The organism is Snodgrassella alvi (assembly GCF_040741455.2).
Lineage (GTDB): Bacteria > Pseudomonadota > Gammaproteobacteria > Burkholderiales > Neisseriaceae > Snodgrassella > Snodgrassella alvi_E.
Genome location: NZ_CP160328.2, coordinates 168,748 through 181,781, shown reverse-complemented (window position 1 = coordinate 181,781; position 13,034 = coordinate 168,748). Strand labels below are relative to the sequence as shown.

General features: G+C 44.4%; 11 protein-coding genes and 3 tRNA genes. 4 read left to right on the top strand and 10 right to left on the bottom strand.

Features of this window, described 5'->3' with window-relative positions:
• Nucleotides 1-19 precede the first annotated feature (19 nt).
• From ABU615_RS00830 to ABU615_RS00800, 7 genes are all read right to left on the bottom strand, one after another.
• Nucleotides 20-1,006 (bottom strand): ribose-phosphate pyrophosphokinase, encoded by a 987-nt coding sequence (locus tag ABU615_RS00830; RefSeq protein WP_100140241.1) that lies wholly within the window; start codon nucleotides 1,004-1,006, stop codon nucleotides 20-22.
• A gap of 562 nt (nucleotides 1,007-1,568) precedes the next feature.
• Nucleotides 1,569-1,644: transfer RNA gene (locus ABU615_RS00825), tRNA-Gln, on the bottom strand.
• 30 nt (nucleotides 1,645-1,674) lie between these two features.
• A tRNA-Gln gene (locus ABU615_RS00820) sits at nucleotides 1,675-1,750 on the bottom strand.
• Between the two features lie 17 nt (nucleotides 1,751-1,767).
• Nucleotides 1,768-1,843, bottom strand: a tRNA-Gln gene (locus tag ABU615_RS00815).
• 10 nt (nucleotides 1,844-1,853) lie between these two features.
• Entirely contained in the window at nucleotides 1,854-2,705 is an 852-nt protein-coding gene (gene ispE, locus ABU615_RS00810) for a 4-(cytidine 5'-diphospho)-2-C-methyl-D-erythritol kinase (RefSeq protein ID WP_367488531.1), read from the bottom strand.
• Nucleotides 2,706-2,724: 19 nt separating this feature from the next.
• A complete protein-coding gene (gene lolB / locus ABU615_RS00805) occupies nucleotides 2,725-3,351 on the bottom strand; it encodes a lipoprotein insertase outer membrane protein LolB (protein ID WP_100152492.1) in 627 nt (208 codons plus the stop codon).
• 186 nt (nucleotides 3,352-3,537) lie between these two features.
• Nucleotides 3,538-6,384, bottom strand: a complete 2,847-nt coding sequence (locus ABU615_RS00800) for a tetratricopeptide repeat protein (RefSeq protein WP_370389007.1) — start codon at nucleotides 6,382-6,384, stop codon at nucleotides 3,538-3,540.
• 328 nt (nucleotides 6,385-6,712) lie between these two features.
• On the opposite strand from ABU615_RS00800, the gene mutM reads away from it, so the two are divergent.
• Both mutM and ABU615_RS00790 read left to right on the top strand, forming a co-directional pair.
• The gene (mutM, locus tag ABU615_RS00795) at nucleotides 6,713-7,534 is read left to right on the top strand and encodes a bifunctional DNA-formamidopyrimidine glycosylase/DNA-(apurinic or apyrimidinic site) lyase (RefSeq protein WP_267390231.1); all 822 of its coding nucleotides are present in this window, start codon (nucleotides 6,713-6,715) and stop codon (nucleotides 7,532-7,534) included.
• A gap of 12 nt (nucleotides 7,535-7,546) precedes the next feature.
• Complete coding sequence (locus tag ABU615_RS00790) at nucleotides 7,547-8,359, top strand: lysophospholipid acyltransferase family protein (protein WP_367578069.1); 813 nt, start codon at nucleotides 7,547-7,549, stop codon at nucleotides 8,357-8,359.
• Between the two features lie 27 nt (nucleotides 8,360-8,386).
• On the opposite strand, the gene pdxH is transcribed toward ABU615_RS00790, so the two are convergent.
• Nucleotides 8,387-9,019: a pyridoxamine 5'-phosphate oxidase gene (pdxH, locus tag ABU615_RS00785; RefSeq protein WP_267390478.1), complete on the bottom strand. Its 633-nt coding sequence runs from the start codon at nucleotides 9,017-9,019 to the stop codon at nucleotides 8,387-8,389.
• A 187-nt stretch (nucleotides 9,020-9,206) separates the two neighbouring features.
• Here pdxH and hemA point away from each other — a divergent pair, with 187 nt between their 5' ends.
• Entirely contained in the window at nucleotides 9,207-10,469 is a 1,263-nt protein-coding gene (gene hemA / locus ABU615_RS00780) for a glutamyl-tRNA reductase (protein WP_370389006.1), read from the top strand.
• 81 nt (nucleotides 10,470-10,550) lie between these two features.
• Nucleotides 10,551-11,633, top strand: coding sequence for a peptide chain release factor 1 (prfA, locus tag ABU615_RS00775; protein WP_367488559.1), 1,083 nt, complete (start codon nucleotides 10,551-10,553; stop codon nucleotides 11,631-11,633).
• A gap of 43 nt (nucleotides 11,634-11,676) precedes the next feature.
• On the opposite strand, the gene ABU615_RS00770 is transcribed toward prfA, so the two are convergent.
• Together ABU615_RS00770 and ABU615_RS00765 are read right to left on the bottom strand one after the other, a co-directional pair.
• Nucleotides 11,677-12,561 (bottom strand): EamA/RhaT family transporter, encoded by an 885-nt coding sequence (locus tag ABU615_RS00770; RefSeq protein WP_370389005.1) that lies wholly within the window; start codon nucleotides 12,559-12,561, stop codon nucleotides 11,677-11,679.
• A 50-nt stretch (nucleotides 12,562-12,611) separates the two neighbouring features.
• Nucleotides 12,612-12,881: a DUF1289 domain-containing protein gene (locus tag ABU615_RS00765; RefSeq protein WP_100152486.1), complete on the bottom strand. Its 270-nt coding sequence runs from the start codon at nucleotides 12,879-12,881 to the stop codon at nucleotides 12,612-12,614.
• Nucleotides 12,882-13,034 lie beyond the last annotated feature (153 nt).

The following is a 13,034-nucleotide window of genomic DNA, read 5'->3' as shown; positions in this document are numbered from 1 at the left end:
TAAGACGGCATCTGGGGGATTAAGGGAGAAACATCGCTCCCGGTATGGCCACATCTTCGTTAAAGAGATATGACACGGATTCTTCGTTGCTAATACGACGTACTGTTTCAGCCAATAAGCCTGAAATGCTTACCTGACGAATTCGTTCACAATTCTGAGCAGCTACGGATAATGGAATGGTATCGGTTACCACCACCTGATCGATTTCTGATGATGCTATACGCTCAATGGCTTCACCAGAAAATACCGGATGTGTAGCATAGGCCAATACGCGTTCGGCACCACGTTCTTTTAGTGCAGAAGCTGCTTTACACAAGGTATTGGCCGTATCAATCATATCGTCAATAATCAGACAGGTACGATTCTGGATTTCACCAATCACATTCATGACTTCTGCTACATTAGCTTTGGGACGACGTTTATCAATAATGGCTAAGTCAGTACCCAAAGTTTTGGCCACAGCTCGCGCACGAACTACTCCGCCGATATCAGGGCTGACTACAGTGAGATTATCAATGCGCTGTTTTTCAATATCATGCACCAGAATCGGGGTAGCATAGATATTGTCAACTGGTATATCAAAAAACCCCTGAATCTGATCGGCATGCAGGTCCACGGTGAGCACACGGTCGATACCAGCAGAATACAGCATATTGGCTACCAGTTTGGCTGAAATCGGTACCCGCACTGAACGTGGACGACGATCCTGACGAGCATAGCCAAAATAAGGAATGGCAGCGGTAATCCTGCCAGCAGAGGCACGTTTGAGTGCATCAGCCATGGTAAGGATTTCCATCAGGTTGTCATTAGTTGGCGCACAGGTGGACTGTACGATAAATACATCGCGCCCACGTACATTTTCCAGTAATTCAACTGCGATTTCGCCATCTGAAAACTTTCCTACAGAGGCTCTTCCCAATGAAATGTCCAAATGTCTGGCTACGTTATTAGCCAGCTCTGGGTTCGCGTTGCCGGTAAACACCATCAAACTGTCGTATGCTGCCATTTCTGTTGTACCTGAATCCTGTTTTGGTTTGCTTTGGTTTGTGTGAGGTAGATTAAACATTAATCCATGGCTTTCTTCGCACCTAAAATACAGGTGCTTTGTCATCAAATAAGTAGGGCATAATTTTCAGATTAAGCAATTTTACTTACTCTATCAGCTATTATGCTTTCTCGTTACCTTTAATTTAAAAGTAATCACCACTTCTTTTGAAAATATTTGCCGGTATGTAATGGTTTGCTGCAGTATCAGGTGTAAATCAGGTTTCATCAGCGAATATTAGTCATTGCAGATAGCAGCATGATAAACAACCATATCCCTATCACGGTAACTGAATCTGTACTGTGTTTTGCAATCCTTTAACCGGTTTGTCTACCACTAAATTATAAACGTTTATTCCTTGATGCAATTTCGTTGCGTCTAATCGATGCCTGTTTTGCATCAACCAGACTATGCAAGCAGTAGATTATACCACTTTTGGCGGTGTAATCATGCTTTTACTCAATGGTTTGTCATTTAAACATTAAATAAGCGTGTAAGTAGACCTTACACGCTTATCTGAATTTGGCTGGGGAGGTAGGATTCGAACCTACGCATACCGGAATCAGAATCCGGGGTCTTAACCACTTGACGACTCCCCAAAATGGTTTACTACTATATTATTCCAAGTGTGGCTGGGGAGGTAGGATTCGAACCTACGCATACTGGGATCAAAACCCAGTGTCTTAACCACTTGACGACTCCCCAGTGTTTATATTAACAACTGGCTGGGGAGGTAGGATTCGAACCTACGCATACTGGGATCAAAACCCAGTGTCTTAACCACTTGACGACTCCCCAACAACACACATCATTGATAAAACGGATGCCTCGTCAGGGAAGCAACACAATACGCCTGATGCGCGTCAGAAACTTTATTGTAAACAGCTTGAGCGGCACTTTCAGAATCAAATGACAAAAACACACATGCTCCAGAACCACTCATCACGGGTGAACCATACTCAGCCAAAGCTTCAAATGCTTCCCTTACCGCTGGATACTCAGCTAAAACAACGCTCTGCATATCATTGCGCCAGTGCTGTCCTGCTTGGAAGTCTGGCATTATGCGTGGCTTGGAATTTCGTGTCAAGTCTTTATGTGCAAAAATTTTCGCTGTACTGATATGCACTGGGGGCTTGATAATCACATACCATTGTTTTGGCAAGCATATAGGTACCAAGTCTTCACCAATACCGCGTGCGAAAGCATTCTGTCCGAAAATAAAAAATGGCACATCAGCACCGAGTTGTACGCCCAAATGTAGTAACTGGTTTGTGGTTAGATTCAATTGCCACAGGCGATTGAGTGCCATTAACACCACTGCCGCATCAGCGCTACCCCCTCCCAGTCCTCCACCTATGGGAATCTTTTTGTTTAGCCAAATGTCTGCTCCCTGCTCGATGCCGGTATGGCCGCGCAGCAATTGTGCAGCACGTACACATAAATCCTGCTGAGATTCGACACCAGATACGGGCGTATGCATGGTTATGCTGCCATTGGTGTTTTTTCTAAGCCAGATGTGGTCATACAGTGCTATTAAGGTGAAAATGGTTTCAAGCAAATGATAGCCGTCTGCACGGCGACCGATAATGCGTAAATCCAGATTCAGTTTGGCGGGTACCAAAAAATGGCTGGCATCAGCCGCTGGCTGAAAATTATCCATATTATGCTAATTCCTGCGTTCAGGATGGTTTATGCCGTAATTCACATTTGGCTGATGACTGGCTTGGAGTATCAGTATATTCATCAAAAACTAGCCTGATATCAAAACGTGCATTATTCAGCTCTACAATATGGGGACTACGGCTATTTATTTGCGGCTGACGCTGAATAATCCAGCCAGACTGTTTGAGTTTGCCGTCGGGTAGTAGCTGGTAGGGTTCATTCTCAATCCAGTATCCTTGTACCCATTGGTTGAGATGATCAAAGGGTAGTACAAATCCAAGCATACGTTGGCTTAATTCTTCAATGCTGCTGGCGGAAAAAACTTGACCTTTGCTGTCTTCAGCAATAACGCCGTCGCTGTCCTGACATAAAACCCCTACGCTATTGCCCAGAGGTGTTTTTACTTCGATGGTTTGTACTAAACCTAAATTCTGCCAACTGAAGTTGGCGTAGGTTCCTTTGCCCTGGTCTTTGATGGCAAGCCGGCCTGAACTATCAAATCCGGATAATGTCTGTTCGTGACCTGCCTGCCAGTCTGAGGTAGTGGTAATTTTCTCTGGTGCCATGCTGCTACAGGCGCTTAAAGCTAAGCTTATAACGGCTGCTGATAGCTGAAGACACGGTTTGCGCAGCAATGAATACATATTATTCCGTTCTGGTTCCTAGTATCGTTTATATATCAATATGGTTTGATTACTAAGTTGATATTCTGGATACAGTCTGCCTGTTAATCAAATGCAGCCGCATATATTGCCATTGCGGTAGCTTCTTTGGAAGTTCAATTAAAATCCGGCTTTCAGACTCATTTTAACTAATAGTCTGATTAAGGTTTATTTACTTTGCTCTGTCTGCTCTGATGCTGCTTTGTCAGACAGGCTGGCCGGATTGACAGCAAATTTTTTTAAGGTCTGCTGTAAATCTTTTTGGTCAGAATCCTGATAAGTCAGGCCTTGTGCCCAAACCTGCTTTGCCTGCTGTTGTTCACCCATTTGCCAAAGGACTTCTCCCAAATGTGCAGCAATGGCACTTTCTTTTGTATTGCCATAGGCAGTACGCAGCAAAGGTAAAGCTTTTTTGGAATCACCATTAAGGTAATACGCCCAGCCCAGACTATCTTGAATAGCGTAAGAATCTGGTTCAATCTGATAGGCATGTTGCAGAATGGTTAGTGCCTCAGCCCAATGACGTTTTGACATACTCAGCATGGTATAGCCTAATGCGTTGTAGCCTTCTGCATCATCCGGTTTCAATTCGGTATAGGCACGAAAATCCTTGATTGCTTTTTTTGGCTGATCAAGTTTTTCTGCATAAGTTATTCCACGAAAATAGAGTATAAGCACTACAGGCAGATTGTTTTTTGTAACGACGGCCTTTTTCTGTGCCTCTTCTAGTTGCTGAGTCAGTTTACGCACATATGCTTTGGGTTCAAGCGTTTTAGAATCAATGTATATGGATAGAGCCTGTGGTATGAATACGCCTTCAAAATACAGCGGTTGTTTACTCTGATTCATGCGATGAAGCCACTGCTGAGCTGCAGCCAAATTATTTTGTTCCACTTCAAGCATACCCATCAGATATGCTTTATCAGTGGCAAATTTATTGTCGGTAACTTTACTTAGCCATTCACGTGTAGCAGGAAGATTTTTTTCAGAAAAATAGCGTGAGGCTGCCATATATGCTGCTTCACTGCGCTGAGTTGCATTTCCTGTCTGCATTACTTTGTTGATGTTGTCGATAAATGCGGCAGATGTACGTTCGTCATTAGAATATAAAGCACTGGCTTGTTGCAGATAAAAATCCACATTTGACTGTGATGCTTCTTTTTTCGCTGTATTTAGCGGCAGGCTGTCTGGCTTGAGACCATGTTTATTTAGAATCTGACTCAGTATTTTACGGTCGCTTTTAGGCTTAAGCCAGCCTTGAGACCATATTCGACGTGCATCTGATTCTCTGCCCAGATGCCAGTATACTTCGCCCAAATGGGCAGCCACTTCACTTTCCGGCTGCTGCTGATACGCATACTCAAGCAAAGGCAAGGCTTTCTGAGCATTACCATTTAAATAATACGCCCAGCCCAGACTGTCGTTGACAGCAGGGGACTGACTACTTAAGGCGTAAGCGCGCTCAAGCAGTACCTGAGCTTCGTGCCAGTTTTCTTTCGGCAAACTCAGTAAGGTATAGCCTAACGCATTCAGGCCATCTACTTGATCTGGCCGCATTTGTACAAAGCGGCGCATATCGGCAACGGCTTTGGCTGGCTCGTTAAGTTTATCTGCGTATAACAAGCCACGCAGAAGTAATAAAGGTGGCACATTTTCTGTGCGCTCTTTTGAATTTCCCTGCTCTGCTTTGGCCAGCATTTTATTCAGATATTGTTCGTACTGTCGGCTGGTGAGTGAAGAGCTGTTAACGAATGTTTGTAGTCGTAATAAATCGGTCGCGCTGAAGAAAATCCCTGGATCTTTGCTTGCCTGAGCTTTGTTCAACCATTTCTGCGCAGCTGACCAGTGTTTTTCTTCCGCTTCGAGTGAACACATCATAAGCGCTTGATCAAAAGCAAATTGAGGATCATCAGCTTTTGCCACCCATGCACGTGATGCTGCTAGGTTGTGTTCATCATAATAGCGCATAGCTACCATGATTGCCGCTTTACTGCGCTGATTGCGGTTACCCAGTTCGGCTATTTTTTCAGCATAAGAAGCAATAGTAGCGGTGTCCGCTTTCTGACTAACGGCGAGGAATGCAGCCTGCAAATAAAGATCGGCACTTTTGCTTCTGGCCAGCAAAGGTTGCAGGGTCTGATAGGCTTGCTGCAATTTGTTATTTTTAATCAGTAACTCTATATATAAACTTTGCCATTTAGAAGGCATACTATCTACACCGGTTTGCTGATAAAAATCCAGCAGATATTGTGGCTGTTTAATATTTATTAAGTTTAGAGTGAGTTGGCTAGCCGGAAAAATATCGCTATCTAAACGTACCAGTGCCTGTAATGCTTTGATGGTCTGCTCTTCATGTGCACCGGTTACCCCATAGATGGCATCAGCAATCATAGCTTCGGCCATCTCAGGATGTAATACTGCGGTTTTGTGGATTGGCGTATTCAGTTCATCCGAGGCATTCAAGTGGTTCAAGCGAAATTGTGCCAGTTTTAAAAACAGGCGACGCAGCTGATAATCGTTGGCATGAGATAAAACGGCGTCTGTGTTTTTGACTACTTGCGGGAAATCGTTTTTGGCCAATGCCAGCTCCCACAACAGGCGCTGTCTAGCAGGAGTTTCATTTGGTTCGATTTGCTTCCAGCGCTCAGCAATAGCTTGCGCTTCGGCTATTTTATTGGATCCAAGAGCCATTTCCATAGCACGTTCAGCAACTTCAGGCTCCTGTGTATGTTCGAGCATACGCATGTCTGTTGCCAATGCGATATCGCTTCTTCCCTGCGAATAAATAAGTTCGCTAGCAAAGAGGGTGAAGATGTCATTAGCACGGCTAGCAATAGTAAGACGCCTTTGTAGTGATTCAGCATCATCGGGTGAAGTAATTTGGTTTACCCGCTCTATTCTGGTCTGAATCGAGGGTATTGATGTCGGCCGTTCTTGAGTATTGCCCGCATTAGCCGCACTGATGGCGATTAAGCTCATAACAATCGGGGTAAGGCGATGAATCCAACGAGGCATTAAACTTCTCCAAATATGCTGATCAGTTGTTGTAAAGACTGATTTTAAACTAATAACAATTCTATTACGGTATGGGCTGTTTCGATTTATTCAGCTAAATCATATGTCTGTTCATTTATGTTATGCAGACAATCTTGAAAACCGGCCGTTGCCCGCTTAATAACTATTTTTCATTGCGGTAAAGTAATTTGCTACTTTACCACAGACAATTTTGGCTGCGCATACATCTAACAGTTTTATCTTACTGCCCATGGCAGAGGTATACACTTTCAAATTTATTTTCATGATGATATTGTGTCGATTTTATTCAGAATTTTATCATTAAATTATGCCCGAACTTCCTGAAGTTGAAACCACTCTGCGAGGAATTGCGCCTTATATTGTGAATCAGACTATTGACTGTGTTGAAGTGCGACAGCCACGGTTGCGCTGGCCGGTGATGGAGAATCTGAGTGCGCAACTTGAGGGTGAAATAGTTGTTTCGGTGAAACGGCGGGCAAAATATCTGTTAATTGGATTAGTTTCAGGAACCTTGATTATTCATTTAGGTATGTCTGGAAGCCTGCGTATTTTTACTGACTCCAGCGCGCCAGCAGTGAAAAAACATGACCATCTGGATATTATGTTTACTAATGGCACTTTGCTGCGCTTTCATGATCCCAGACGCTTTGGGGCGGTCTTGTGGTTTGTTGGCGTAGTTGAACACCATCCTCTATTGGCTAATTTAGGACCAGAACCTCTAAGTGAAAAATTTAATGAGGAATATTTGCAGCAAAAACTGGCTAAACAAAAGCGAGCGATTAAACTGGCAATTATGGATAATCATACGGTGGTGGGTGTAGGCAATATTTACGCCAATGAGGCACTATTTCGCTCCGGCATTCATCCTGCAGCCGCCGCTATGAGCTTAAACAAAATTCAGGTTAATGCACTGACTAGAGCTATCAAGCAAATATTGGAGGAAGCAATTAATGCTGGTGGGAGTACGCTGCGCGATTTTGTAAACAGTGCTGGTAATAGTGGCTATTTTCAGTTACAACATTATGTATACGGACGAGCTGGAGAACCGTGTTTAAAATGCGGCCATCCGATTGAGAAAATGGTATTGGGGCAACGTAGCAGTTTTTATTGCCCTCATTGCCAAAAATAACGACAAATAACAATGACATCAACAAAATCTACTTCTTTTTTTACCCGCTATAAACGTATTTTTAAACTGGCATTGTGGCTACGACAAACCATCAGACGGGTTAATCATTTTGAGCAACTCAGTGCAACCGAACGGAATGGAGAACTGGTTTCCATTGGAAGAAATTTGCTCAACATACTTCATATTAAGGTAGAACCGCAACAACCTCTACCAAATACAGCCAGTATGCCGTGGCTGACTGTGGCTAATCATGTGAGTTGGTTGGATATATTTGTGCTGATGGCCTATATACCAGGCGGGTATATTGCCAAACAAAGTATTCAGTCGTGGCCTATATTGGGCAAACTTGCTACTAATGGTGGTACCGTCTACATTAACAGGCTGTCACGGCAGGATATTAGCCCTGTGATTAAAGCTATCAAAGAAGCTTTGCTGCAAGGCAGAAATGTGCTCTTTTTTCCCGAAGCGTACACCTCTGAAGGCTTGACTACCTTACCTTTTAAAGCTGCTCTATTTCAAGCCGCCATTGATGCAAATCGGCCGGTAATGTCTGTTGCCATACGTTATTACGATACACAGGCCAAACGCACACCTAAAGTAGCCTTTGCCGGTAAAACCAGTTTGCTGCGCAGTCTGTGGAACATAGTTTCGATACCTGAAATTACAGTAAAAGTGGATTTTGCTGAACCACTAATGATTACAGAAAATCAACATGCAGATCGTTTTCAACTTAAAACGATGGCAGAAGAATTTATTCAGCAGAAAGTTCTGAGCGACAGCCCACTGGCTACAACTTTCGCAAACAAAATGAACCGTGAGCAATAGTATTAACTAGAAAAATGTCAGCAAATTCTATGGTGCCAATCGCTGCTTAATCCATAGGCCTTTTTCTCGCATATACTGAACACGGTCATGCAGACGGCTAGGTCTTCCCTGCCAAAACTCCACAAGATCAGGCTCGACCAGATACCCACCCCAATGCGGAGGACGTGGTACGTTCAGCAAGTATTTTGCTCCAAACGCAGCGGCACGAGTCATCAGCACGGCTTTGCTACTGATAACCGAACTTTGCTCACTTGCCCAGGCTCCGATACGGCTGCTGTAGGGACGGGAACGGAAATAAGCATCAGAATCTTCAGCAGCTAGCTGCAGTACTACGCCCTCCACCCGCACCTGACGTTCCAGCTCTGGCCAAAAAAAAGTCAGTGCAGCATAGGGATGCTGGCTTAAAGCACGACCCTTACGGCTATGATAATTGGTAAAGAACACAAATCCCTTTTCGGTCACTTCTTTTAATAATACGATGCGCGCATTAGGACGGCCATGTTGATCCACTGTAGCCACATTCATCGCAGTAGGTTCATTCACTTTGGCATGTATGGCTTCTGTTAGCCACTTTTGAAACTGTTCTAGTGGATGAGCACAACAATCGGCTTCACTAAGTGACTGTTGGCTGTAATCCTGACGTATGTCATGCAAATCCAGATTATTCATAGTATTAATTTATACATGCAAAAATGATGATAGCAGTGCAAGACCGTCTTGCTGATTTTTCGGTACTAATAGCGTATAATTGAGCACTTTAACAGCTTTATATTTAATCGTAATATAAAGTCTGGTTGGCAATTATCCTACCCGCCGCAGCGGGTAAACGCAAATAACTTCAGGCAACATGTCTTTAACCGTTATCGGACTTAATCACCAAACAGCTCCTGTTTCTGTGCGCGAACGTCTGGCCTTTCCGGCTGCTGTACTGTCAGAAGCACTGTGTTCACTCGGCTGTCAGACAAATATTGCTGAAGCGATGATCTTGTCCACCTGTAATCGCACCGAAATCTATTGTATTGGAGATGCTGACGCTGCCATACAGTGGTTGGCCAGTTATCATCAGTTACCATTCACAGAATTCGCACCTTATCTGTACAGACTGCACGATGTGCAGGCCATACAGCATGCTTTTCGGGTAGCCTGCGGTCTGGATTCCATGGTGCTGGGTGAACCACAGATTCTGGGACAGCTTAAAGAAGCAGTGCGCATAGCTCGCTGTCAACATACTTTACACCAGCACCTGAATGCGTTATTTGAAAAAACCTTTGCAGCAGCCAAAGAGATTCGCAATGAAAGTGCCGTTGGTGAAAATTCAGTGTCCATGGCGGCGGCAGCGGTGAAAATGGCTGCACAGATATTTCCTGATATTGCCGCGTTGAATGTGTTAATGGTAGGTGCCGGTGAAATGATTGAGCTAGTGGCTACCTATTTTGCTGCAGAGCATCCGCGACGCCTTACGGTACTTAATCGCACGCTAACCAGAGCCCAGGAGTTGTGCAGCAAATTGAATAACGGTGCCAATGCCCGTATTCTGACGGACTTACCTGATATCCTGCCCGAATACGATGTAGTGGTATCCTCCACTGCTAGCCCGTTTCCGGTCATTGGCAAAGGCTTGGTCGAACGGGCACTTAAACTACGGCGCGGTATGCCTGTATTTCTGCTTGATTTAGCTGTGCCGCGTGACATCGAGACTGAAGCCGGCGAGCTCAACGATGCTTATCTATACACTGTGGACGATATGGTCAGTATTGTGCAGCATGGGCAGGCTGCCCGACAGCAAGCTGCCGCAGCTGCAGAAAAAATGGTGGCTTCCAAAGTGGCTGAATTTATTGCCTGGCAGCAGACACGCAGCAGTGTACCCTTGATTTGCGCTTTGCGTAGCCAAGGCGAAGAACAGCGCTGCAAAGTGGTAGCTAAGGCTATGCGCCGCTTGCGTAATGGCACAGCAGTTGAAGAAGTATTGCAACGTCTGAGCCATGAACTCACCAATACTCTCTTGCATGCACCTACTCGTGCGCTGAATAAAGACAGCCAGCAACATCCTGAGCTGGCAGAGGCCATTAGTTTGATTTATCACCTGAGTGACTCACATTTACAGCAATAAATGTAATTCAGCAATAGGTTTGCAATAGTACTCACCAAAAGTTTCAATTGATTAAAAGTTTAAATAATTACGGGATTCCAGATGAAACCTTCATTGATAGAAAAGTTACAGCACCTGACAGAACGTCTGGAGGAAGTAACCGCATTGCTGGCTTCTCCTGATGTTACCAACAATATAGACGAATATCGTCGCCTCACTCGTGAACATGCAGAACTCACGCCGGTGGTGGATACATACCGCCAGTACACACAAGCGCAAACTGATCTGACAGCTGCTGAAGAAATGCTGACAGACCCAGAATTAAAAGAATTTGCAGCAGAAGAAATTACCCATGCGCGCAATCAGATTGCTCAGTTAGATGGCGAACTGCAAAAACTGCTCTTACCCAAAGATGAAGACGACGATAAAAATATATTTATCGAAATCCGTGCCGGTACCGGCGGTGATGAAGCAGCTTTGTTTGCAGGTGATTTGATGCGCATGTATACCCGTTTTGCAGAACGTATGGGCTGGCAGGTAGAAATTGTATCAGCCAGCGAAAGCGACTTGGGCGGATATAAGGAAGTGATTGCACGTATTGCCGGCATGAATGTATACAGCCAGCTCAAATTCGAATCAGGCGGACATCGAGTACAACGTGTACCGACTACTGAAAGTCAAGGCAGAATACATACTTCAGCCTGCACCGTAGCCATCATGCCCGAAGCTGACGAAGTTGCGGAAGTACAGTTGAATCCGAATGATTTGCGTATTGATACCTTCCGTGCATCCGGCGCCGGCGGACAGCATATCAATAAAACCGATTCGGCCGTACGTATCACCCATCTACCCACCGGTATGGTAGTAGAATGTCAGGATGGCCGTTCACAACATGCGAATAAGGCACAGGCAATGAAGGTACTTGCTTCACGCTTATACGAACAGCAGAAACATGCAGCTCATGCCAAAGAAGCAGCCGAGCGCAAAAGTCTGATTGGCAGTGGTGACCGCAGTGAGCGCATTCGCACGTACAATTACCCTCAAGGACGGGTCACAGACCATCGCATTAATCTTACTTTACATAAACTTGATTTTATTATGGACGGTGATTTAAGCGAATTGACACAGGCACTGATAGCCGAGCATCAGGCTCAGCAGCTGGCGCAGCTAAGCAATGCCAGCTAACACATAAAAAAAGCTGTTCTGGTACACCAGAACAGCTTTTATTTTACATACCTGGCAAAATTGAATGGAGACTGCTGCCGTAAAACAGAAACCAGATAGCAGCTATGGCCAGCACAATACCCGCTAGATTCATGCCATTAATTTTTTCTTTAAATATCAAAGCACCAATTACCGTAGCTAGCGTAATCACACCTAGATTCATACCAGCAAATACCAGTGACGGGTTCTGCTGAAACTGCTGATGAGCACGAATATAAAACAAAATATTAGCAAAATTCAGACAGCCCAGTAGTAAACCAGCCAGAATACTGGCTGCATTCCAGACTGTTCGGCGTAAAAGCAAATAGCCTATAATCAGCACAGCAGCCAAAATAAATGCTATCAGCAAAGTCGGGGCAAAAGCTGTGCCGCTTTTAGCCATCTGCTTAAATAAAATATCCGTAGTGCCATAACACAGCCACACCCCGAAAAGACAGCCTGCGGTACTGAAAAACCCACCCTTTTGCTTACTTTTAGTCGATTTTTCGCGATAAAGTAACGCCAGCAAAGCCATCAGAGCTAGTGCAATCCCAATTATTTTATTATTACTCAGGCTTTCACCAAACCATATAAAAGCCGCCAGTATAGGTAAAAATAACGAAAGGCGCTGTGCCGCATCTGTTTTAACAATACCGGCATGCTCAATGGCTTTGCCCAACACAATAAAGCCTAGTGGCAGCCCGATACCCAGTGCAAGAAAAATTATCCAGTGGTGGGAATAAACTTGCCAGTCTGATAACTGTGGATGCAGAAACAACCAACAGCATAGAGCGGCAACTGGATAACCCACCGCTACCGCCTGAGCAATAACCACTCCATTTCTACGTGCTACTTTCAGCAATACGGATACAGCCACACTACATAAGATACTGATAATCAGAAAATGCATTTTTTCCCCTAAAACAAAATTTAGCGCAGATTAACAGCTTATTCAGAATTTTAAAAATCAAAATCCGCCTGTATCCATAATTTTTCTATTAAACTGTCCTTGTCTTCACCAATTTGTCGTGACTGCTGCAACAATTGTTCAAGCTTACGCCGGCGCAATTGACATAAACGCAGTACCTGCTGCTTCTGCCTATCAGAAAACTTTAACCAATACAGACGCTCATCCCTACTGCGCAGGCAACCTTTGCAATAGCCTTTATGATTACTTTCACATACGCCGCGACAGGGGCTCGGAATAACAAAAAATTCCAACTGTTCCATTACGCAGATTCCTATGTATAAAACAATACAGCATTTGTAGATAACCTCTTTAGCCGACAAAGCACAATAGACGCTTCATGGCTATAACCTAGCAGCAGTCGAAACAAATCCGCGCGATTAAGATTAGCAGACAGCCTGATTTTGCTAAAAATT